The sequence below is a fragment of the Streptomyces sp. NPDC088794 genome (assembly GCF_044750545.1).
Classification (GTDB): Bacteria; Actinomycetota; Actinomycetes; order Streptomycetales; family Streptomycetaceae; genus Streptomyces.
Genome location: NZ_JBIVKB010000015.1, coordinates 50,026 through 71,325 on the forward strand (window position 1 = coordinate 50,026; position 21,300 = coordinate 71,325).

General features: G+C 70.9%; 20 protein-coding genes. 11 read left to right on the forward strand and 9 right to left on the reverse strand.

Annotation, left to right across the window (positions count from 1 at the left end; all coding sequences use genetic code 11):
* The 4 genes from ACIP6U_RS34870 to ACIP6U_RS34885 form a co-directional block, all read right to left on the reverse strand.
* Positions 1 to 915: a GNAT family N-acetyltransferase gene (locus ACIP6U_RS34870; RefSeq protein ID WP_401726257.1), complete on the reverse strand. Its 915-nt coding sequence runs from the start codon at positions 913 to 915 to the stop codon at positions 1 to 3.
* A 63-nt stretch (positions 916 to 978) separates the two neighbouring features.
* Positions 979 to 3,540 carry a cellulosome protein gene (locus ACIP6U_RS34875; protein WP_401726258.1) on the reverse strand — a complete coding sequence of 854 codons (2,562 nt, stop codon included), beginning with the start codon at positions 3,538 to 3,540 and terminating at the stop codon, positions 979 to 981.
* 139 nt (positions 3,541 to 3,679) lie between these two features.
* Complete coding sequence (locus tag ACIP6U_RS34880) at positions 3,680 to 4,222, reverse strand: MarR family winged helix-turn-helix transcriptional regulator (RefSeq protein ID WP_401726260.1); 543 nt, start codon at positions 4,220 to 4,222, stop codon at positions 3,680 to 3,682.
* 27 nt (positions 4,223 to 4,249) lie between these two features.
* Entirely contained in the window at positions 4,250 to 5,908 is a 1,659-nt protein-coding gene (locus ACIP6U_RS34885; protein ID WP_401726262.1) for an FUSC family protein, read from the reverse strand.
* 144 nt (positions 5,909 to 6,052) lie between these two features.
* Here ACIP6U_RS34885 and ACIP6U_RS34890 point away from each other — a divergent pair, with 144 nt between their 5' ends.
* From ACIP6U_RS34890 to ACIP6U_RS34905, 4 genes are all read left to right on the forward strand, one after another.
* Positions 6,053 to 6,595, forward strand: coding sequence for a DUF5134 domain-containing protein (locus ACIP6U_RS34890; protein WP_401726264.1), 543 nt, complete (start codon positions 6,053 to 6,055; stop codon positions 6,593 to 6,595).
* Positions 6,596 to 6,690: 95 nt separating this feature from the next.
* Positions 6,691 to 7,626, forward strand: a complete 936-nt coding sequence (locus tag ACIP6U_RS34895; protein ID WP_401726266.1) for a M56 family metallopeptidase — start codon at positions 6,691 to 6,693, stop codon at positions 7,624 to 7,626.
* Positions 7,627 to 7,719: 93 nt separating this feature from the next.
* Complete coding sequence (locus tag ACIP6U_RS34900; RefSeq protein ID WP_401726267.1) at positions 7,720 to 8,439, forward strand: phosphatase PAP2 family protein; 720 nt, start codon at positions 7,720 to 7,722, stop codon at positions 8,437 to 8,439.
* Between the two features lie 9 nt (positions 8,440 to 8,448).
* The gene (locus tag ACIP6U_RS34905; protein ID WP_401726269.1) at positions 8,449 to 9,138 is read left to right on the forward strand and encodes an HAD family hydrolase; all 690 of its coding nucleotides are present in this window, start codon (positions 8,449 to 8,451) and stop codon (positions 9,136 to 9,138) included.
* A 57-nt stretch (positions 9,139 to 9,195) separates the two neighbouring features.
* On the opposite strand, the gene ACIP6U_RS34910 is transcribed toward ACIP6U_RS34905, so the two are convergent.
* Positions 9,196 to 9,444 (reverse strand): DUF2630 family protein, encoded by a 249-nt coding sequence (locus ACIP6U_RS34910; protein WP_124000994.1) that lies wholly within the window; start codon positions 9,442 to 9,444, stop codon positions 9,196 to 9,198.
* Positions 9,445 to 9,698: 254 nt separating this feature from the next.
* Here ACIP6U_RS34910 and ACIP6U_RS34915 point away from each other — a divergent pair, with 254 nt between their 5' ends.
* Positions 9,699 to 10,403, forward strand: a complete 705-nt coding sequence (locus tag ACIP6U_RS34915) for a TetR/AcrR family transcriptional regulator (protein ID WP_401726271.1) — start codon at positions 9,699 to 9,701, stop codon at positions 10,401 to 10,403.
* Here ACIP6U_RS34915 and ACIP6U_RS34920 read toward each other — a convergent pair.
* Positions 10,391 to 11,893 (reverse strand): LVIVD repeat-containing protein, encoded by a 1,503-nt coding sequence (locus tag ACIP6U_RS34920; protein ID WP_401726273.1) that lies wholly within the window; start codon positions 11,891 to 11,893, stop codon positions 10,391 to 10,393. The two genes, ACIP6U_RS34915 and ACIP6U_RS34920, sit on opposite strands and share 13 nt — an antisense overlap.
* Before the next feature lie 192 nt (positions 11,894 to 12,085).
* On the opposite strand from ACIP6U_RS34920, the gene ACIP6U_RS34925 reads away from it, so the two are divergent.
* Positions 12,086 to 12,736, forward strand: a complete 651-nt coding sequence (locus ACIP6U_RS34925; protein ID WP_401726275.1) for a DUF305 domain-containing protein — start codon at positions 12,086 to 12,088, stop codon at positions 12,734 to 12,736.
* A gap of 66 nt (positions 12,737 to 12,802) precedes the next feature.
* Here ACIP6U_RS34925 and ACIP6U_RS34930 read toward each other — a convergent pair whose 3' ends face one another.
* The gene (locus ACIP6U_RS34930; RefSeq protein ID WP_401726277.1) at positions 12,803 to 13,270 is read right to left on the reverse strand and encodes a DUF6214 family protein; all 468 of its coding nucleotides are present in this window, start codon (positions 13,268 to 13,270) and stop codon (positions 12,803 to 12,805) included.
* 197 nt (positions 13,271 to 13,467) lie between these two features.
* Between ACIP6U_RS34930 and ACIP6U_RS34935 the strand changes: the two genes are divergently transcribed.
* Together ACIP6U_RS34935 and ACIP6U_RS34940 are read left to right on the forward strand one after the other, a co-directional pair.
* On the forward strand, positions 13,468 to 14,811 hold the full coding sequence (locus ACIP6U_RS34935) for an FAD-dependent oxidoreductase (protein WP_401726279.1): 1,344 nt from the start codon (positions 13,468 to 13,470) through the stop codon (positions 14,809 to 14,811).
* Between the two features lie 175 nt (positions 14,812 to 14,986).
* Positions 14,987 to 16,372 (forward strand): nucleobase:cation symporter-2 family protein, encoded by a 1,386-nt coding sequence (locus ACIP6U_RS34940; protein ID WP_401726281.1) that lies wholly within the window; start codon positions 14,987 to 14,989, stop codon positions 16,370 to 16,372.
* Here ACIP6U_RS34940 and ACIP6U_RS34945 read toward each other — a convergent pair.
* Positions 16,292 to 16,660, reverse strand: a complete 369-nt coding sequence (locus ACIP6U_RS34945) for an ArsR/SmtB family transcription factor (RefSeq protein WP_401726283.1) — start codon at positions 16,658 to 16,660, stop codon at positions 16,292 to 16,294. The two genes, ACIP6U_RS34940 and ACIP6U_RS34945, sit on opposite strands and share 81 nt — an antisense overlap.
* Before the next feature lie 92 nt (positions 16,661 to 16,752).
* Here ACIP6U_RS34945 and ACIP6U_RS34950 point away from each other — a divergent pair, with 92 nt between their 5' ends.
* Entirely contained in the window at positions 16,753 to 17,832 is a 1,080-nt protein-coding gene (locus ACIP6U_RS34950) for an NADH:flavin oxidoreductase/NADH oxidase (protein WP_401726285.1), read from the forward strand.
* 12 nt (positions 17,833 to 17,844) lie between these two features.
* On the opposite strand, the gene ACIP6U_RS34955 is transcribed toward ACIP6U_RS34950, so the two are convergent.
* Positions 17,845 to 19,182 carry a PHB depolymerase family esterase gene (locus tag ACIP6U_RS34955; RefSeq protein WP_401726287.1) on the reverse strand — a complete coding sequence of 446 codons (1,338 nt, stop codon included), beginning with the start codon at positions 19,180 to 19,182 and terminating at the stop codon, positions 17,845 to 17,847.
* Positions 19,183 to 19,486: 304 nt separating this feature from the next.
* Here ACIP6U_RS34955 and ACIP6U_RS34960 point away from each other — a divergent pair, with 304 nt between their 5' ends.
* Entirely contained in the window at positions 19,487 to 20,467 is a 981-nt protein-coding gene (locus ACIP6U_RS34960) for a polysaccharide lyase family 1 protein (RefSeq protein WP_401726289.1), read from the forward strand.
* Positions 20,468 to 20,499: 32 nt separating this feature from the next.
* On the forward strand, positions 20,500 to 21,294 hold the full coding sequence (locus tag ACIP6U_RS34965; RefSeq protein WP_401726291.1) for a pectate lyase: 795 nt from the start codon (positions 20,500 to 20,502) through the stop codon (positions 21,292 to 21,294).
* The last annotated feature ends 6 nt before the right edge of the window (positions 21,295 to 21,300 follow it).

Consider the following 21,300-nt stretch of genomic DNA (forward strand, 5'->3'; position numbering starts at 1 on the left):
TCACCCGGGCCGGTGCTCCCAGCGCCGGTCGGTGCGGGTGAGCTCCCGGAATCCGGCGGTACGCAGCAGGTCGAGCGCCACCTCGTCGGTGGCCGCCTCATAGGCGAGAAGCCGGTCCACACCGCTCAGCCGGAGCCAGTCGGCGGCCTCGGCCAGCAGTCGGTGCTCCAGACCCGTGCCCTGCACGCCCGGCACGACGTACAGATTGCCGATGTCGCCGAGACCCGCCACGCGCGCGTGCCGCTCGGGGCGGGCGAGGACCGTGTCGACCTCGACGAAACCGAGCGCGCGGTCGTCGGCGTACGCCGTGATCCGGGTGCCGCACTCCCCCAGGGTGCGCTCGTACGTCGTCCCGGGCTCGGGCGCGGACGCCGGCAGGTCGGCCACGCGGGCGATCAGGACGACCTCCGTGTCGCCGACGTGCCGGAAGCCGGCCCGCTCGTATACGGCCCTGATGTGCGGCCAGTTGCGCGGCAGCCCGTAGACGGCGGGAGCGGGCACGGAACCGTCGGCGTACCGAACGCGCACGCCCCACCTGGCCAGTTGGGCCAGGCAGGCGGTCATCAGCTGGTCGGCGGCCCGCTCGGCGTCCGGCCGGAAGGAGGCCGGCGGATGGCAGACGAACCAGTCGATCTCGCCGGCGTCCCGGTAGGTCTCGCCGACCTCGTCGTCGGCGCGGTAGCGCAACAGGTGCGCGGCGCCCACGACATGGCGCCGCGACTCGACGACGAGCGTCGCCCGCTCGCTCACCCACGGATCGGTGATGAACTCGCCGGGCTGCCGTTCCAGCCCGCTGAGCACGGTGTTCACCGAGACGGAGACACCGGGCAGGACGGCGGAGACATGGGCGTTGACCAGATCGGTGAGCTGGTCGCGGTCGGCGCGGTGGAACGGGCGCACGGTGGGCGCGGGCATGCGGGACCTCCGGGGCGGGGTGCTGGACTGGAGGCCGCCATGCGATGCGGTACGGGAGCGAGGCTACGCCGGTCGGGCGAGCGGTGTCACCGTGACCTGGTCGATGACCGGGGCGTGGGCCGAGCGTTGGCCGTACGGGTTGGTCGATCGGCCGTCGAAGTCCGGGAGTTCGTCGGCGGTGAAGGTGACGGTGTTGGTTCCTTCGTCGAGGGTGACAGGGACGGAGAGGTGCCGGAAGTCGTTGAAGTGGAAGGTGGTGGGGAACAGGGCGCGGTGCGCGGCCACCCCGTTGACGGCGATGTCGGCGTGGCGGCAGATCGGGTCCGGGTTGTAGTGGGTCGCGGGGGCCTGTTCGCCGTTGGAGTACCGGATCGTGAGGGCGTGCCGACCGGCGCGCGCGGCCGTCACGGTCAGCGTGAGCGCGTTGCCCGGTCCTGCGCCGATGCCGTCGACCGCCTTGCCGCCGGTCGCGCGGGAGTGTGCGGCCGTCTTCGCGGTGCCGGTGAGGATGCCCTCCTCGGCCGCGTACGCAGAGGTGGGCAGCAGCCCGCGCGAGGGGCCGACCCGGAGCCGGTCGACGACCAGGTTCTCCGAACTCCCGGTGACCGTCACCTTGTTGATCCCTCCGGCCAGGAAGAGCGGGACCGAGCCGCGCTCCACCGACCCCAGCTCCTCGCCGTTGACCGTGAGCAGGCCCTCGCCGGGGCCGAGCAGGTCGACGGTCACGGTCGCCTCGCCGTCGTCGGCCGCGTGCACCCAGAAGGTGACGGTGCCGCCGCGCGGGAGTACGGCGGCACCGGGGCCCGAGGCGCCGAGGTGGCCGTAGTCGATGCGGGCGCCCGCGCCGAGCGCCGCGTACTCGACGTCGTACGCCTCCGAGTCCTGGTCCTCGCGCAGGATCAGGTCGAGTTTGTCGATGACGGCATCGCCCTCGGTCGTGCCGAGTTCGGGGTCCCGGGCCGCGAGCGTGATGCGATGGGGGCCTGCCGTGAGGTCGACCTGAGTATCGGTGTGGCCCCAGACCGCCCACTTGTAGCCGAGGGGCAGCAGCAGTTCGCGCGGCCGTTCGCCGTCCACGCGCAGGAAGACGTTGGTGGGCCCGTGCTCCCGGACCAGGTCGGCCAGGTTGTGGGAGTTGGCGAAGACGCGCACCTCGTACGTGCCGTCCCGCGGGACCTCGACGTCGAAGTTCAGCACGCCGTCGGAGCCGGTGCGCAGACCGCCCACGTGGAAGCCTCCCGACGTGGCGAACTTGTCGACGTCGGACGGGGATCCCTCGGGACCGTTCCTGGAGTAGCCGGAGCCCGTGTACGTCGCCTCCTCGGCCTCGTACGTCCGCCGCCAGACCAGTGAGGGCGGCAGCGGCTCGGCTCCGTTGCCACCGGGTGCCAGGATCAGCTGGTAGGCGGACATCGCGTCGAGGTCGGTCAGGAACAGGGTCACCGTGCCGTCCACGACGGGCAGTTCACCGTCCAGCAGGCGCAACGGTCCTTCGGAGGAGCCGACTTGGCCGCTCCAGGGGATCTCCAGCAGCCGCGCGTGGACCGTCGCCCCGAAGACGTCGACGTCGACCCCCTCGACGACCAGGTCGGCCGCGCCCGCCGCGCCGCCGAAGACCACCCTGGACTGCCGCTTCTCCCGGTCGAGCGTGGCGACACCCTGGAGCGTGTACTGCACGTTGGGATGCGGAGCGGTCACGCGCACGGTGTTCCCGGTCAACTGCCCGTAGGCGTTGAACAGCCACCACTGGCCGTTGCCCTTGTTCGCCTCGACGGCCGAGTCGTTGAGGTTGCCGGCAATGTTCCAGTACGCCATGTCGGCGTCGACCTTGGACTCCTCGACGGCGGCGATCCACTGGATCATCTGCCCGGGGACGGACAAGTGGTAGTTGTGCGCGTACTCGTTGAGGTTGACCGGCAGCGGGCCGATGCCCAACTCCCGTTCCAGCTGACGGTACTTGGCGACGTTCGTGCGGACCTCGTCCGGCGAGGACAGCTCGTGCCAGGTCATCACGTCGGGGAGCACGCCCTGTTCCTTGGCAAACTCCAGGAAGCCTCGTATCTCGGGATACAGCTCACAGGTGTTGGGTCCCGCGATGCGCGCCTCGGGGTCCAGGCTCTTGATGAGGTGGTGGATCTGCTGCCAGGCGGCGAAGTAGGGGCCCGGCTCGGTCCGCCAGGAGACCTGGTCGTAGCTCCACTCCTCCGTGCCGAACATGTTGCCCTCGGGCTCGTTGAACGGGACGTACACGACATGGGACTTGAGCGCGCCCAGCGTCAGCACCTGTTCGACCTGCCGGCGGACGCTCGCCAGGTAGGTGGCGAGCCGTTCCGCGCCGGTGGCGCCCGGCCATTCGTAGGGGAAGCCGCGGTGGATGTCGGGACAGTAGATGTAGACGTCCCGGCCGCCCGCCGCGACGAAGGACGGCAGGATCTCCAGGGCGTCGGCGCCGGGGTGCTGGACGCCGTCCTGGGCCTTGGTGGTGACCGTGCGGACGTACATGCCCTCGATGACGGCGCGGCTCGGCACTCCGTCGCCGTACAGCCCGTACAGCGTGCCGCCGGCGCCGCCGTGGAAGGGGCCCGTCTCCGTGCCCAGGTCGACGGTGAGCCGGTCCACTGCCACGGCACCCCTCCCTTGTTCGACATGTCGTACGCCAGTCGATTTTCCGAACCGGCCTGGTCGAAGGTAAGGACAGCGCGTCGATCACGTCAACGGTGGGGCAGCTCGCCGAAGCCTCGAAAGCCAGGTCTGCCGGGAGCGCTCAGACCCGCAGCGCGCCGAGGGTGCCCTCGAGCCGGCTCAGCAACTCGCCCAGCAGTCCGGCGAGTTCGCTCTGTCCCTGGGGGTCGAGGACGGACAGTACGGCGGTCTCGTACGCGAGTTGCTCGGGCATGATCTCGTCGACGAGTTCACGGCCCGCGTCGGTGAGGCGGAGGTGGGCGACGCGCCGGTCCCTGCTGTCGCCGCGGCGCTCGACCAGGCCGAGCTCGGTCAGCCGCTTGAGGCGCTTGGTGACGGCGGCGCCCGAGGAGAAGGTCTCGCGGGCCAGTTCGCCGGGGGTCAGCTCGTGGCCGGTGCGGCGCAGCGCGCCGAGCAGTTCGAACTCGGGGCGGCTGAGGCCCGCCCGGCGCAGCGGTGCGTCCTCGGCCTGCTGGAGGAGGGCGGCGCACCGGTTGACTCGACCGATGATCTCCATGGGCCCGGTGTCGAGGCCGGGATGGACGGTCTGCCACTGCCGGACGACCGCGGAGACGGTGTCGCCGCCCTGCGGGCGAGGGTCCGTCTCCCGGTTGGTTGCCGTCATGGTCGTACGTCCTCCGCACTCGTGCCCCTACGCGCGTCCAGGTGCCGTCCCCGGGCGCCGTGCCGTCTCGGCGAGGGTACGGTGTCCGGCCTGTTCGGCGCGCACGACCCGCTCCTGGGGAAGGGCGCGCTGCCACCACTCGCCGGACGCGGCGTCGAACGTGGCGCGCAGGTCGACCAGCGCGGCGGCGAGCCCGCGACGGGCGGATGCCACGGCCGCGGGGGCCGGGCTCGGCGTCGCGAGAAGGCGGGCGGCGCGTTCGCGGGCGCCCTCCACTGCGGACAACGCCGTTTCGACCCGGTCGCCCGCGCGCCGGTTGGTCACGGCGACGGCGGCGGCGAAGCCGACCAGCGCGCCGACGAGCGTGTCGACGACCCGCTCGGTGATCAGCCGCCCGGGCTCCTGGAATCCGGCGAACTCGGCGACGAGCAGCGCCATGGGGGTCACGCAGACGCTGCCGAGCCAGTAGTTGCGGCTCATCAGCGCCTCGGCGCCGAAGTTGAAGGCCAGGCAGCACAGGACGAGGGCGGCCGGGGCGAGGTGGGCGAGCGGGACGACCGCGGCGAAGACGAGGACACCGGCGAGATTGCCGACGACCCGCTGGACACCGCGCGCCCAGGTGAGCGCGATGTTGGCCTGATAGAGGGAGGCGGCGGTGACCAGCGCCCAGTAGGGGCGGCCGACACCGAGGGCGAGGGAGACGTAGCCGGCCAGGGCGCAGCCGAGTGCGGTGCGCACCGCGAGCGGGGCGAGGGGGCCGAGGCGATGCCACAACGGGCGGGCAGGGACGGCGAGTTCGACTTCGGCGCCGAGGAGTTCGTCGGCCGCTTCAGGGCTCGCGACCGTGGGCACCGGTCCGCTGCCGCACAGTTCGCGGGCCCAGGCGCGCAGTCGCTCCGGGTCGGTGTCGGCGGGCGCGGCGAGGGCGGTCTCGGCGCGCACGAGGAGGCGTTCGAGGGCGCGCCGGGTGCGGGCGGAGCGGGGGCCGGTCGCGAGGAGGGACTGCCAGGCGGCCTGGATGGCGGCGGCCGCTGCGGCTCGGGGGCGGTCGTGGCCTTCGCCCGTGCCGCCGATGGCGCGGGCGTCGACGTACGCGGCGGCCGCGTCGAGCGCCTGCGCCGTGGCCCGGCGTTCCGGTCCGTGCGGGCGCAGCAGGACCGGTGCCATGCCGACGAGCCAGGCCCAGGCACCGGCCGCGGCGGCCAGGGCCAGGTGACCGGGGACCTGACCGAGGGTCTGCGGGGCGAAGAGGGCGGCCGAGGTGATGAAGGTGAAGATCACATGGGCGGGCGGGCCGATGCGGGTGGCGTCGCACACCGCCTTCTGCGCGGCGGCCAGCAGGGCGCCGACGGCGACCAGCACGACGGCACTGTCGGTGAGGGAGGCCGTGGTGAGGGCGACGGCGAGGCCCGCGACCATGCCGACCACGACCCAGGCCAGGGTGCGGGCCCGGGCGGCGTAGGGGCGGTTGTGGGCGTACAGGGCGCAGATCGAGCCGGCCATCGTGTACATCGCCAGATCGAGCCGGCCCAGCACCAGCAGGGTCAGGTTGGGCGGGGCCGTCGAGACGACGACGCTCAGCGCGGGCTTGAACCAGATGTCCGAGGGACGGCCCATGCGCAGCACACCGACCAGCGGGAGACGGCGGACGCGCGGGGTGGCGGGGGCGGGGGTCGCACTGCTCATGGAAATTACTTTAGCAGGTGTTTTACTCGTAAACGATAACTGTGCTCCGTCGAATGCTCCCCGTGTACACCCTTGCGCTCGCGTGCGCGCCGCGTGTCGTGGGCATCGACGGACTGTCCGACACCGTCGAGCGGGGAGGTGCGCGTGCACGGACCGGCTTCGCCCGGCTGGCTGCTGGTCGCGCTGTGCGCGGCGACCGGGGCCTACTGTCTGCTGCGGATGCGCAGCAGGGTCGAGGAGCAGCGCAGGGCCGCCGGCGGCGAGGCGCTGATGGGCTTCGGGATGGCCGCGATGGCCGTACCGGCGGCCGTGTTCAGCCCGCCGTCCTGGGCCTGGCCCGGTTACGCCGCCCTGTTCGGCGCCGCCGCCTTGCGCGCGCTGTGGGCGGCACGTACGAGTCCGCACCATCTGCACCATCTGGTGGGCGTCTCGGCCATGGTCTACATGGCGGTCGTGATGGCCGTCTCCCCCGGACACCACGCCGAGCACGGCGTCTCGTCCGGAGTCCCCTTGGTGACCGGGGTGTTGCTCCTCTACTTCACGGGGTACGTCCTGCTCTCGGGCGTCCGTCTGATACCCGTGACCGCCAGCGGCGGGAGCGTCGGCTGGGGCGACCGGCCGGAGTTGGCGCGGGCGTGCCGGCTGTCGATGGGGATCGGGATGGTGGCGATGCTGCTCACCCTCTGACGCGCGGTACCTCACGGGACGCGGAACCGTTGCCTGCGTCACTTCGGCGTACGGAACCGTGTGCCGAGCGGCCCCGCGCTCATAGGGTGATCGTCATGATGGTCCCCGCAGCACTGTTGCTGCTCGGCGCTCTCGCCGCCGTGGTCGCCCCGAGGCTGCTCGCCCGGGCCGACTGGCCGGACCGTGAACCCGTGGTCGCCCTCTGGGCGTGGCAGTGCGTGGTGGCGGCCGTACTGCTCTGCTGCGCGCTGTCGATGACACTCAGCGCGGCGGCGGCCTGGCAGGCGGTGCGCGGCCATGTCTTCGCCGGCGCACCGCATGGTGTGGCGGAGGCGTACGCACTGCGGGCCGGCGGCCCCTGGGCGGCGGCGACCGCGGTCACGCTGGCGTGTGCCGGGGCGTGGAGCGGGGCGATGCTGGTCCGCGAGGTCGTACGGGCGCGTGGGCGCCGTCGGCGGCGCCGGGCCGAACTCCTCGTGCAGGCACCGCTGTTGCCGGGCGAGGAGCCGATGCGGGGTCGGCTGGTGGTGCTGGAGGCCGAGCGCGCGGACGCGTGGTGGTTGCCGGGTACGACACCGGGGCTCGTCGTGACCACCGAGGCGCTGCGTCGGCTCAAGGGGCGGCAGTTGGACGCCGTCCTCGCGCACGAGCGGTGGCACGAACTGGCCCGGCACGACTGGCTGCTGCACTGTTCGGGGGCGCTGGCGGGCGGGTTTCCGCAGGTGCCGGTGTTCGCCGCGTTCCGCGACGAGATGCACCGCCTGGTCGAACTCTCCGCCGACGACATGGCCTCCCGCCGCCACGGCCGCCTCACCACCGCGCTCGCCCTCGTCGAACTCAACGAGGACCGGGGCGTGTTCGGCCCCTCCCCCACCCCGCAGGCCCACGTCCCGCACCGCGTCAACCGGCTCCTCGCACCGCCCGACCGCCTCACCGCGGCCCGCCGCCTGGGCCTGACGGCGACGGCGGCGCTGGTGCCTGTGGTGCCGGTACTGGTGGCGTTCGTACCGGGGCTGCGGGCGCTCGGATAGCCGCGACAGCGGACACAGAGGCACCGCCAAGAGCAGACACCGGGACAGCCCCGGCGTTGGCCTCCCGCCCCGCCCATCGGCGAGGATCGCTGTATGCACACCCTGCCCGTCGACTCCCCGCCCCGGCACAGCACCGCCGTCCGCAGCGCCACCGCCCTGGCCCTGTGCTCCGCGCTGCTGCTGGCCCTGGTCGCGGTCGAGTGGCACCCCCTGACCGGCCTCGACGACGACATCGCCCGCACCACCCACCGCTGGGCGGTCGACGAACGGGGCGTGACCCATGCCTTCCGCATCCTCACGGACTGGGTCTGGGACCCCTGGACGATGCGCGTCGCGTGCGCGGCGGTCGCGGTGTGGCTGGTCTGGCGCCGCTCGGCCTGGTGGACGGCACTCTGGCTCACGGTCACCTGCGCGCTGGGCACCGTCCTGCAACAGTCCCTCAAGGCCGCCGTCGACCGCCCGCGTCCCGTCTGGCCCGACCCCGTCGACTCGGCCCACTACGCGGCCTACCCGTCGGGCCACGCCATGACCGCCGCGATCACCTGCGGCCTCCTCCTGTGGCTCCTGCACCTCCACGGCCCCGGCCGCACCCTGTGGCGTACGGCCCTGGCGACGGCCCTCGTCTCCGTCCTCGGCGTCGGCCTGACCCGGATCTGGCTCGGCGTGCACTGGCCGTCGGACGTGCTGGGCGGGTGGTTGCTGGGGGCGATGGTGGTGGCGGTCGCGGTGGGGGCGCATGAGCGGTGGGGGCCGTCACCTTCCGACCAGTCCTACGGCGATGATCCTTCCGCGCGCCGGAATCCCGCCCCGTAAGATCCACTCATGACCGCAGTCCTCTTCGACTTCTCCGGCACCCTCTTCCGCATCGAACCCACCGACGCCTGGCTGCGTGCCGTCCTGGACGAGGCCGGGATCCCGCTCCCGGAAGGGGAGTTGGCGCAGGCCGCGAAGGCGCTGGAGGTGACGGGGGCACAGCCCGGCGGGGCTCAGCCGGAGCGACTGCCCGCGGAACTGCGCGAGTTGTGGCGGATCCGGGACGAGAGCGCCGAGTTGCACCGGGCCGCCTACACCGCCGCCGCCCGCCAAGTGCCGCTCCCCGCCCCCGGGTTGTACGACGCGCTGTACGAGCGGCACATGGCGCCGGCCGCCTGGTCGCCGTATCCCGACGCCGCCGAGGTGCTGCGCGTGCTGCGGGAGCGTCACATCGCCGTCGGTGTGGTCAGCAACATCGGGTGGGACCTGCGCCCGGTGTTCCGGGCGCACGGCCTCGACCAGTACGTGGGCGCGTACGTCCTGTCGTACGAGCACGGCATCCAGAAGCCGGACACCCGGCTGTTCGCCCTCGCCTGCGACGAACTCGACGTCGCTCCCGAGGACACCCTCATGGTCGGCGACAGCCCGGAGGCCGACGGGGGTGCGGCGGCGCTGGGCTGCCGGGTGCACCTGGTGGAACACCTGCCCGTGGAGCGGCGGCCGGACGGGCTGCGTCCGGTGCTGGGGCTGGTGGGCTGAGCCCGGCGCGGCCGGGCACGGTCACGGACCGTGCGGGACCCGGCCGCGACCGCACGGTCAGCCCTGGTAACCCTCCACCTGCGAGGCCGGGCGCGCACTCGCCTCGTCCGGGTTCTCCCCGTACTCCGTCTTCGCGCGCCGCTGCCGCAGCAGGTCCCAGCAGCGGTCGAGCTCGCGCTCCAGCTCGCCGAGCCGCTGGTGTTCCGTCGTGTCGTCGATCTCGCCGGACGCCAGGGCGGCGCGGAGCTTGTGCTCGTCCTCGACCATCGCCGTGATCCTGGCCAGGATCTGCTGGTCCTGTTCCATTTCCCGCACTCCTCAGCTCGGCACTCGTGCCCACTCTAGGGACGGTTCCGCAGCCCTGCGACAGAAGTTCCGCAGGTCGCCGCGGGTCCCGGAAGTCGCCTCAGGACACCATCGGAGCGAAGAGGCCGCCCGCCTGAGACGATCCCCCGCGTCGCCCCAGACGGACGGCAGCCCTGACCAGGCCCTATGGGGGGCGCCGGACGGGACGTGCTGAGTATAGTTGGCTGGTAGCCAGTCAACACAGGAGTTACAGCATGTCTCCGCGCAGCGCCTCGGTCAATCAAGAGTTGCGGAGGCGTTCCCGGGAGCGGCTCCTCCAAGCCGCCCTGGAGGTGGTGGGAGAGCGCGGGTACGAGGCGACGACGCTCGCCGACATCGCGGACAGAGCCGGCTCGGCGCGCGGTCTGGTGTCGTACTACTTCCCGGGCAAGCGCCAGCTCGTGCAGTCCGCCGTGCACCGGGTGATGCACCGCACGGTGCAGGAGGGGCTGGAGCGCGAGCCGCGCACCGAGGACGGGCGCGAGCGGATGGCGCGGGCCATCGACGCCGTGCTGATGCTCGCCCGGGACCGGCCCGTGCTGATGCGCCAGCACATGGCGGGGCTGCTGCAGTCGGAGGGTTTCGTGCAGTGCCCGGAGCAGAAGCGGCTCGCCGAGCTGCTGCGGGACACCGTCGTCCGGCACGGTTCGCAGAACGTCGAGGGGGACTATCCGATGCTGCGGTCCCTGCTCATGGGGTCCGTCTACGCGATGGTGCTGCCGAACGTGCCGATGCAACTCACCACGCTGCGCGCCGAGTTGTTCAAGCGCTATCGGCTGGACTGGGAGATGGGGTTCCCGCCGGACGCCCAGGAGGCGTCCGGCGAGAGGTGCGAGACCGATCTTTCACGCTTCTTCGCTACCGGCGACGGGCCGGCCGAGCGGGCCGACCCGTCGGGACGGTCAGGTCAGTCGAAATAGTCCGGCTGCGACTGGACGTTGAGCTCGTCCAGCCTGACCCGGCCCGCCTGGTCCGTGCGCCGGTCGCTGAGCTTGAGGACGTCGAAGCCCTTGGCGATGTCGTTGGAGTAGATGTAGCCGTTGTAGTAGTACGCCGACCACGAGCCGCCGACCTGGAGGGTCGTCGTGCTCAGCGGGCCGCGCTCGAAGTAGGCGATCTCCTTCGGCTTGGCCGAGTCGGTGAAGTCCCAGACTGAGACGCCGCCCTGGTACCAGGCCTGGACCATGAGGTCCTTGCCCTTGACCGGGATCAGCGAGCCGTTGTGGGCCACGCAGTTCTCGGTGTCGGCCTGGGCCCGCGGGATCTTGTAGTAGCTGCGGAAGACCAGCTTGCGCTTGTCGCCCTTGCCAACGATGTCGTAGATGCCGTCCGCGCCGCGGTCGGGACCGATGGCCGCGTTGCAGGTGGCCGCTCCGCCGCCGCCCAACTCGTCGGTGAAGACGACCTTGTTGGCCTTCTGGTTGAAGGTGGCCGAGTGCCAGAAGGCGAAGTTGACGTTGTCCTGGACCTGGTCGATCACCTTCGGGTTCTCGGGGTCCTTGATGGAGAACAGGATGCCGTCGCCCATGCAGGCGCCGGCGGCGAGGTCCTTGGAGGGCAGGACCGTGATGTCGTGGCAGCCGGTGGTCTTGGAGACGCCCGGGTTGGTGGGGCCGCCCGGGTTGCCGCCGCCGTCGGGTCCCTCACCGGGGAAGAGCACCGGGAAGCCGACGACCGCCGCCTTCTCGGGGTGCTTGCGCGGCACCTTGATGACCGAGATGCCGTCGTGCGGCGGCTGGCAGTCGGGGTACGTGGCGCTCGGCGAGTACGAGGAGACGTACACGTAGACGTTCTTGCGCTCGGGCACCAGCGTGTGGGTGTGCGAGCCGCAGGCGGTCTCGACGGCGGCGACGTAGCGCGGGTTGCGCTTGTCGCTGATGTCGAAGACCTTCATGCCCTCCCAGGAGGACTTCTCGGTCGCGGGCTGCGTGGTGCTGTTGCAACTGCTGTCGCTGCGCGAGGAGTCGGTGGAGAGGAAGAGCAGGTCGCCGGAGACCGAGATGTCGTTCTGCGAGCCCGGGCAGAGCACCTGGGCGACGGTCTTCGGGGCCTTCGGGTTGCTGATGTCGAAGATGCGGAAGCCGTCGTAGTTGCCGGCGAAGGCGTACTTGCCCTGGAAGGCGAGGTCCGAATTGAGGCCGGTGAAGGCCTCCTTGGGGATGTTCGCAAGAGGCTTGATGTTGTCCGAGTGGACGATCTCGTCCTGGCCGGGTATCTCACCGCTCGCGATGGCGGTTCGCGCCTCGGCCTGCGCGCTGCGGGACACCTCCTTCCCGGCAGCCGTGCCGTCCCCGGGGTCGGGGGTCGCGGCGGCCGGGACCGCGGTCAGCAGCGCCGCGAGCAGTCCGGCGGCGGCTGTGGCAACTCCCACGCGTCTGAGCCGCGTTCGGGAATCGTTGAACAGGATCACTGTTTCCTCCCTGGTTCCGTTCGTGTCGGAACGGTTCACGCACCTCCGAAGTATCGTCTTCACCATGCACATATCAACAGTGGGCAACGTACTCGTAATGAAGGTTTTTGATCATCCGACTGCGGAAGCGTGCTAGGACGTTCATCAGCACTCACGAGGTGTCCCCCAACACACCCGCCACAGGAGGTCGTTGTGCCCATCCGCCGAGCGTCCCTCGTCACGGCCGCATTGGCCGCCCTGGCCCTGCTCGCGGTCGCCGGCTGCGACTCGGGCTCCGGCTCGGACGCCAAGTCACCGGCGGCGAGCGGCCCTTCGGTGATCGCGCCGGGCAAACCGGGCGAGGAGAACCGGACCCTGTCCGCCGCGGACGCCGCCGAGGAGCGCGTCGAGGACGACTCGCCCAACTCGGCCGACGTCGACTACGCGCGGATGATGATCCAGCACCACTCCCAGGCCCTGGAGATGACCGAACTCGTCGCCGACCGGGCCGAGTCGACGCAGGTCGAGAAGCTGGCCGCGCGGATCGCCGCGTCCCAGGGCCCGGAGATCACCACCATGCGGGCCTGGCTCAAGACGCACGGCAAGAGCGGGACGGGCGGCGCGCACGATCACGCCTCGATGCCGGGCATGGCCACCGAGGCCCAGTTGAAGAACCTGCGCGCGGCCCGCGGCAAGGCGTTCGACCAGCTCTTCCTCACCTTGATGATCACCCATCACCAGGGCGCGATCACCATGGCCACGGATGTGAAGGCGCAGGGCAACAACATCCAGATCGAGGAGATGGCGGACGACGTGATCGCCCAGCAGACGAGCGAGATCGCGCGGATGCAGGACATGGGCTGACGGCCCGGGCGCACGACCTGACGGCCGGAGTGCAGGAACCGACGACCGAGTCGCCCGTGCCTCAGGTCAGCGGCGGGCGTGACTCGGTGTCAGGAAGCCCGCGTCCCGTGCCTGCGAGATCAGCCTGAGCGACTTGCGGCGGCTGTGGCCCGTCGCGGACATCACGGCGAGGACCGGGTCGACGCCCTCCTCCTGAGCCGCGCGGTACTCCTCCGCGATGAGCCAGCGGCCCTCGATGCCGCGCGGCCAGGCCGGACGGGCGCGACGGGAGGCGGTCGCGTCCTCGGATCCGTCGGCCGGTCCGGCGGGCAGGCCGCACGCCTCGAAGAGCGGGTCCTCGATCCAGTCGGCGAGGACCGCCAGGTCGTCCAGGGACAGCGCCGGCTGGGCCCGGACGTCCTCCACGGAGACGCCCGCCTCGCCGACCACGGCGAGCGCGTCGACCCGGGCGCCGTCCGCGAACTCCAGCCGGACGTTGAACCACGAGGTGCTGCCCTCCTCCTCCCGCACTTCCCACGCGGGCCACACGGACACCGCGCCATCCGTCGGACAACGATCAGAAAGATTAAAAAAGGATGCTTCTAGCACATACGCAACGTAACCGCATGATCACATTCCATACGAACGGACACGCACGCCCGTCCCGCGCCTGCACCCTGTCAGCCGAGCACCGCCGGTGCGATCCTGGAGACGTCAGCGAACTCCCGTCGTAAGACGTAAGGAGTACCGCCGTGCTGCGTGTCGCCGTCATCGGCTCCGGGCCGAGCGGGGTCTACACCGCCCAGAGTCTCGTCCAGCAGGACTCCGCGGTGCTCGTCGACGTCCTGGACCGACTCCCCTGCCCGTACGGCCTCGTGCGCTACGGGGTCGCGCCGGACCACGAGAAGATCAAGTCCCTTCAGAACAACCTGCGTACGGTCCTGGAGCACGAGCGGGTGCGGTTCCTCGGCGGCATCCAGGTCGGCCCCGGCGGACTGCCGGTCGCCCGGCTGCGGGCGCTGTACCACGCGGTGGTGTACTGCGTCGGCGCCGCCACCGACCGGCATCTCGGGATCCCCGGCGAGGACCTGCCGGGCAGCTGGTCGGCGACGGAGTTCGTGTCCTGGTACAGCGCCCATCCCGACGCGGCCGACGACGGTTTCGTCCGGGGCGCCCGCTCGGCCGTGGTCATCGGGATGGGCAATGTCGCCGTGGACGTGGCGCGGATGCTGGCCCGCGCGACGGCGGAGCTCAGCCCGACCGACATACCGCAGGCGGCGCTCACCGCGCTGGCCGCGAGCCGGGTGACCGACGTCCAGATGGTGGGCCGGCGCGGCCCCTCCCAAGGCCGCTTCACCACCAAGGAACTGCGCGAGCTGGGTGGCTTGCCCGACACCCAAGTCACCGTGGACCCGGGCGAGTTGACCCTTGACCCAGCCTACGTCGACCCTTCCGCGCTGCCTCCGACGCAGCGCCGCAACGTCGAGGTGCTGCGCGGCTGGGCGGCACGGCCGGACGAGGGAACCGCCCGGCGGATCAGGCTGCGTTTCTATCTCCGCCCGGTCGAACTCCTCGCCGAGGGCGGGCGCGTGGGTGCGGTGCGCTTCGAGCGGACGGAGCCGGACGGACACGGCGGGGTGACGGGCACCGGCGAACTCGTGGACATCGAGGCCCAGTTGGTGCTGCGGTCGGTCGGTTATCGCGGAGTCCCCCTGGAGGGGCTGCCGTTCGACCCGGGCAGCGCGACCGTCCCGAACAGCGCGGGCCGCGTCCTACGCGACGGCGTCCCCTCACCCGGCGAGTACGTGGCCGGCTGGATCAAGCGCGGCCCGACGGGCGTCATCGGCACCAACCGACCGTGCGCGAAGGAGACGGTGACATCGCTGCTCGCGGACGCCGCCACGCTCGTACCGAATGGCCTGTCGGTGGATCCGGTCGCCGTGCTCCGGGCCGAGGGGGTCGACCCGGTCCCGTGGCCGGGGTGGCTGGCGATCGAGCGGGCCGAGGCCGCGCTCGGGGCGTCGCTGGGGCGGAGCGTGGTCAAGCTGGCCGACTGGGAATCGCTGCTGGCCGCGGCACGTACGCCGTCCTCCTAGCGGCGCGGGACGGCGCCCTCCTGGCGGGATGATTCGGCGCCCCTCCTGGTGGGATGGGACGGCGCCGGGTGGGCAGACACACATCGGCAACGACCCGGACATCAACAAACTGTTCAAGGCCCTTACGGTCTCGTGCTGTTGGGATGCAATCCCCTGCCGGCGCTCTGGAGTACCCATGACGACTTCCCCCGTCCATCCCGTCGACGAGGTCCCACCTGTGCGGCAGCTCGCCGCCTTCGGTCTACAGCATGTGCTCGCGATGTACGCGGGAGCGGTGGCCGTGCCACTGATCGTGGGCGGTGCGATGAAACTGTCGCCCGCGGACCTGGCGTATCTGATCACCGCCGATCTGCTGGTGTGCGGCATCGCGACGCTCATCCAGTGCGTGGGGTTCTGGCGGTTCGGCGTGCGGCTGCCGATCATGCAGGGCTGTACGTTCGCGGCGGTGTCGCCGATGGTGCTGATCGGGACGACGGGCGGCGGACTGCCCGCGATCTACGGTTCGGTGATCGTCGCGGGGCTCGCGATCGTGCTGCTCGCGCCGGTCTTCGGCAGGCTGCTGCGCTTCTTCCCGCCGCTGGTCACGGGCACAGTGATCCTGATCATCGGTGTCTCGCTGCTGCCGGTCGCGGGCAACTGGGCTGCGGGCGGGGCCGGTTCACCGGACTTCGGGGAGCCGAAGAACCTTGCCCTGGCCGGATTCGTGCTGGCGGTGGTGCTCGGCGTACAGCGGTTCGCGCCTGCCTTCCTGAGCCGGATCGCGGTGCTGATCGGCATCGCCGTGGGCCTCGCGGTGGCGATCCCCTTCGACTTCACCGACTTCGGCGGGGTCGGTGACGCGGACTGGCTGGGCATCAGCACGCCGTTCCACTTCGGGGCACCCACGTTCGAGGCGTCGGCGATCATCTCGATGCTGGTGGTGGCACTGGTCACGATGACCGAGACGACCGGCGACCTGATCGCGGTCGGCGAGATGACCGGGCGCAAGGTCGAGCCGCGCTCGCTGTCGGACGGTCTGCGCGCCGACGGCCTGTCGACCGTCCTCGGCGGCGTCTTCAACACCTTCCCGTACACGGCGTACGCGCAGAACGTCGGGCTCGTCGGCATGACCCGGGTGCGCAGCCGTTGGGTGGTGGCCACCGCCGGCGCCATCCTGGTCCTGCTCGGCCTGCTGCCCAAGCTGGGCGCGGTGGTCGCGGCGATACCGGCACCCGTGCTGGGCGGCGCGGGTCTGGTCATGTTCGGGACGGTCGCCGCGAGCGGTGTACGGACCCTGGCGCAGGTCGACTTCAAGGACAACCACAACCTCACGGTGGTCGCGGTCTCGGTGGCCGTGGGCGTGCTGCCGGTCGGGGTGCCGACGGTCTACGCGAAGTTCCCCGACTGGTTCCAGACGGTGATGAACAGCGGCATCAGCGCGGGCTGCGTGACGGCGATCGTCCTGAACCTGCTCTTCAACCACCTTCCCTCGAAGGGTGGTTCAGTCGCCCCCGAGCCTGAGGGACTGGCTGGCGGCGGCCGCGAGGAGGGCGTCGAGAAGTCCCGGGAAGAGGTCGTCTAGGTCGTCCCGGCGCAGGCCGTTCATCTTGGCCGTGCCCCGGTAGACCTGCCGGATCACCCCAGCCTCGCGCAGCACCCGGAAGTGGTGCGTGGTCGTGGACTTGGTGACGGGCAGGTCGAAGTGCGAACAGGAGAGCTCGTCGCCGTCGGCGGCGAGCTCCCGCACGATGCTCAGCCGCATCGGGTCGGAGAACGCGTGCAGCACGCCTTCGAGCCGGATGTCGTCGCGCACGGGGTGCGGCAGATCCCGACTGCCGGCGGCGGGGGTAGCGGTACTCACGACAGCCATTGTACGAGAGGTCTCGTAGTTTGACACTTCCCGTACTACGATGTCTATCGTACGAACCGTCCCTCGGTCCCGCGAGAACGGAGCAGCTCACCATGAGCTCCCTCTTCCAGCCCTTCACCCTGCGCGATGTCACCATCCCGAACCGGGTCTGGATGCCCCCGATGTGCCAGTACTCGGCGGCGCCGGACGGCCCGGAGGCGGGCGCTCCCACCGACTGGCACTTCGCGCACTACGCCGCCCGCGCGACCGGCGGCACGGGCCTGATCATCGTCGAGGCCACCGCGGTGTCGCCCGAGGGCCGGATCTCGCCGTACGACCTGGGCATCTGGAACGACACCCAGGTCGAGGCGTTCCGCCGGATCACGCGCTTCCTCGTCTCCCAGGGCACGGTCCCCGGCATCCAGCTCGCCCACAGCGGCCGGAAGGCCTCGACCGAGCGCCCCTGGAAGGGCGGTGCGCCGGTCGGGCCGGAGGCGCACGGCTGGCAGCCACTGGGCCCGAGCGCGCTCGCGTTCGCCGACGGCCACCCGGTGCCGACGGAACTGACGGTCGATCAAATCCAGGACGTCGTCCGCCAGTTCGCGGACGCGGCCCGCCGCGCCCTCTCCGCCGACTTCGAGATCGCCGAGATCCACGGCGCCCACGGCTACCTGATCAACTCCTTCCTCTCCCCGCACTCCAACCACCGCACCGACGCCTACGGCGGCTCCTACGAGAACCGCACCCGCTTCGCCCTCGAAGTCGTGGACGCCGTACGGGAGGTCTGGCCGGACGACAAGCCGCTGTTCTTCCGCGTCTCGGCGACCGACTGGCTGGAGGCGGACGGCTGGACGCCCGACGACACCGTCCGCCTCGCCACAGACCTGCACGCCCACGGAGTCGACCTCCTCGACGTCTCCACCGGCGGCAACGCGTCCGGGGCCCGTATCCCGACGGGGCCGGGCTATCAGGTCCCCTTCGCGGCCCGCGTCCGCTCCGAGACCCCGATGCCGGTCGCGGCGGTCGGCCTCATCACCGAGCCCGGACAGGCCGAGAAGATCCTGGCGAACGGCGACGCCGACGCGGTGCTCCTCGGCCGCGAGTTGCTGCGCTCACCGTCCTGGGCACGGAACGCGGCACGAGAGTTGGGCGGCGAGGTGCACGTGCCGGATCAGTACCACCGGTCCGTCTGACCGGCCGCAGGGTCACCCTGCGGTGCAGGCCGTCCCATTGAGCGCGAAGGCGCCCGGCGGCGCACTGTTCCCGGTGTGCGTCGCCTGATACCCCAGCGTCACGCTCGCGTTCGGCGCGATGGTGGCGTTGTACGAGGCATTCGTCGCGGTCACCGAGCCGGAGGCCGGGGCGTACGTGGCGTTCCAGCCGTTGGTGATGGTCTGGCCGGTCGGCAGGGTGAAGGCGAGGTGCCAGCCGTTGATCGGTGTCGTGCCGGTGTTCGTGATCGTGACGGAGGCCGTCAGGCCGGTGGTCCAGGCGTTGGTGGTGGCCGTCACCTTGCAGGCGCCCGGCGGGGGTTGGGGTGCCGGGCCGTCGGCGTCCAGGCCGAAGAAGGTCAGGACGCGGGCGGCCATGCCGTAGGCGTAGAGGTTGTGGCCGGTGCCCTGGAGACTGATCGCCTCGACGGGAGCGCGGTCACCCGTGCCGCCGTAGCGGGTGCGGGTCCAGCCGGTGGCGGGGGTGTCGGTGGCGGCCGGGGTCTGGCCGACGCCGAGCACGTTCGTCCACTGTTTGATCTCCTCCCCGAAGTTGGGGTAGCGCAGGACGTCGTCCGCTGTGCCGTGCCAGAGCTGCATACGGGGGCGCGGGCCGGCGTAGCCGGGGTACGCGCCGCGGGCCAGGTCGCCCCACTCCTGCGGGGTGTGGAGCACGGTGCCGCCCGAGCAGGCACTGTTCCACTCGGAACCGTCGGTGGTGGCGAAGCAGCCGAACGGGACCCCGGAGAAGGCGGCGCCGGCCGCGAACACGTCCGGGTAGTCGCCGAGCAGGACGTTCGTCATCATCGCGCCCGAGGAGATGCCCGTCGCGAAGATCCTCGTCGGGTCGGCCGCGTAGGTCCGGGTGACCCAGTCGACCATCGACTTGATGCCGACCGGGTCGCTGCCGCCGTCCCGGTGCAGTGCCTGCGGCGAGGAGACGTCGAAGCACTTACTGGCTCGCGTGACCGACGGATAGACCACGACGAACCCGAACTGGTCGGCCAGCGAGGCGAATTCGGTGCCCGAGTACATCGCCGGGCCGGATCCCGTGCAGTAGTGCACGGCCACCAGGACCGCGGGGTGCGCGGTGACGCTGCCCGGGACGTACACGTACATCTGCAGGTTGCTGGGGTTGCTGCCGAAGTCCGTGACCTCGGTGAGCGTCGCGGTGGGGACGGCGGCCGGGGACTGGGTGCGGGCGGCGGTCCGTGGCGCGGCCGCGCCGAGGAGTGCGGCCGCCAGTAACGGCACGAGCGCGGCGAAGAGTGCCAGGAGGACCGGCCGCGGCGGTCTCCTCGTAGCGGTGCGGGTGGGTGGGGGCACGTCCATGCTCCTCTCGCGGAAGACAGGCGTTCGTTCGGCATGGTGGCATGGACACGTCCGTCATGGAAGCGCTCCCACGACAGCGCCGAGGGCCGTTTCAGACAGCCCTTGCCATCCACCAGCACAGACGGAACACCTGCTGCGCAAAGCGTTGACTAGAAAGCGCTTGCCCTCTACGTTCCGTTCAGCAGTGTGACCGACCGAGGCCGAGTCGCCGCCAATCGGTCGCGATGCCCGTGCATGTCGTTCAGATTGACGTACATCGATCACGTACACGAACTCGGCACATCTCCCGAAGGGACGCACCCGCATGCGTACTCGCCCCCCACGTGCACATCCGCAAAGATCCGCGCTGGCGACGGCGGCCGTGGCCGCCCTCGCCGTGTCCGCCGCCCTCGCCGCCCCTCAGCCGGCCGCCGCGGCCGAGTCCTCGCCGGTCGGGTTCGGTGCCGGGACCACCGGTGGCGGCAGTGCCACGGCGGTCACGGTGTCGACGCTGGACGCCTTCAAGTCGGCGGTCGCCGGCAGCACTTCGAAAGTGGTCAGGGTGAACGGCCTGATCTCGCTGAGCGGTCAGGTCGACATCGGGTCCAACACCACGGTGCTGGGCGTCGGTTCGGCGTCCGGGTTCACCGGTGGCGGGCTGCGGCTGAAGAAGGTGACCAACGTCGTCGTCCGCAACCTGAACATCAGCAAGCCGGTCGCGCCCGCCGACGGCATCACCGTGCAGGCCTCCACGAAGGTGTGGCTCGACCACAACGCCTTCTCGTCCGACCTCGACCACGGCAAGGACTACTACGACGGCCTGCTCGACATCAATCACGGCTCCGACTACGTCACCGTCTCCTGGAACACCTTCAAGAACCACTACAAGGGTTCGCTCGTGGGCCACAGCGACAACAACGCGAGCGAGGACACCGGGCATCTACGGGTGACGTACCACCACAACTGGTTCGACCGGGTCAACTCCCGTATCCCCGGCCTGCGTTTCGGCACCGGGCATTTCTACGACAACTACGTCGTCGGCGCCTCGACCGCCGTGCACTCGCGCATGGGCGCCCAGATGCTCGTCCAGAACAACGTGTTCCGGGACACCGAGGTCGCCGTGACCACCAACCGGGACAGCGACGTCGACGGCTACGCCAACCTCACCGGGAACGACCTCGGCGGGGCCGCCACCGAGGTCTCGCAGGTCGGCACCTTCACCAGTCCGCCGTACGGCTACACCGTCGAGCCCGCCTCGACCGTCGTCGCCTCGGTGACCGCGGGCGCGGGCACCGGAAAGCTCTGACCACTCCCCCACCTCGGAGAAGGAATCGGGACATGACTTCTTCCATACGGCCACGCGCACTCACCGGCGCGGTGGCGACCTTCGGACTCACGGTTGGCATGCTCATGGCATCCAGCACATTTTCGCCCGCCAGTGCCGCCACCTGGCCCACCGCGAGCGGCAGTCAGGCGGTGACCAAGACCATCTCCGTGTCCGGCACCAAGGACTACGGGATGCTGCGCCTGTACGGCAGCGGCGACCTCGGCAGCGGCGGCCAGGACGAGGACCAGGGGCCGATCCTGGAACTCGCGGCCGGCGCCACCCTCAAGAACGTCATCATCGGCGCGCCTGCCGCCGACGGCATCCACTGCCTGGGCAGTTGCACGCTCCAGAACGTGTGGTGGGAGGACGTCGGCGAGGACGCGGCGACCTTCCTGGGCTCCTCGTCGTCCAACGTGTACACCGTCTCCGGCGGTGGCGCGAAGGAGGCCAGCGACAAGGTGTTCCAGTTCAACGGCGCGGGGACCCTGAACGTCTCCAACTTCGCGGCACAGACCTTCGGTACGTTCGTCCGCTCGTGCGGCAACTGCAAGACGCAGTACAAGCGCACGATCAACCTCAACACCATCGAGGCGACCTACAAGGGCAGCAGGCTCGTCGGCATCAACACCAACTACGGCGACAGCGCGACCCTGAAGAAGATCACCATCGTCGGGGACTCCAGCAAGAAGATCATCCCCTGCCAGAAGTACATCGGGAACAACACCGGCGCCGAGCCGACCACGAACGGCACCGGCCCCGACTCGACGTACTGCAAGTACGCGACCAGCGACATCACCTACAAGTAGGCCGGG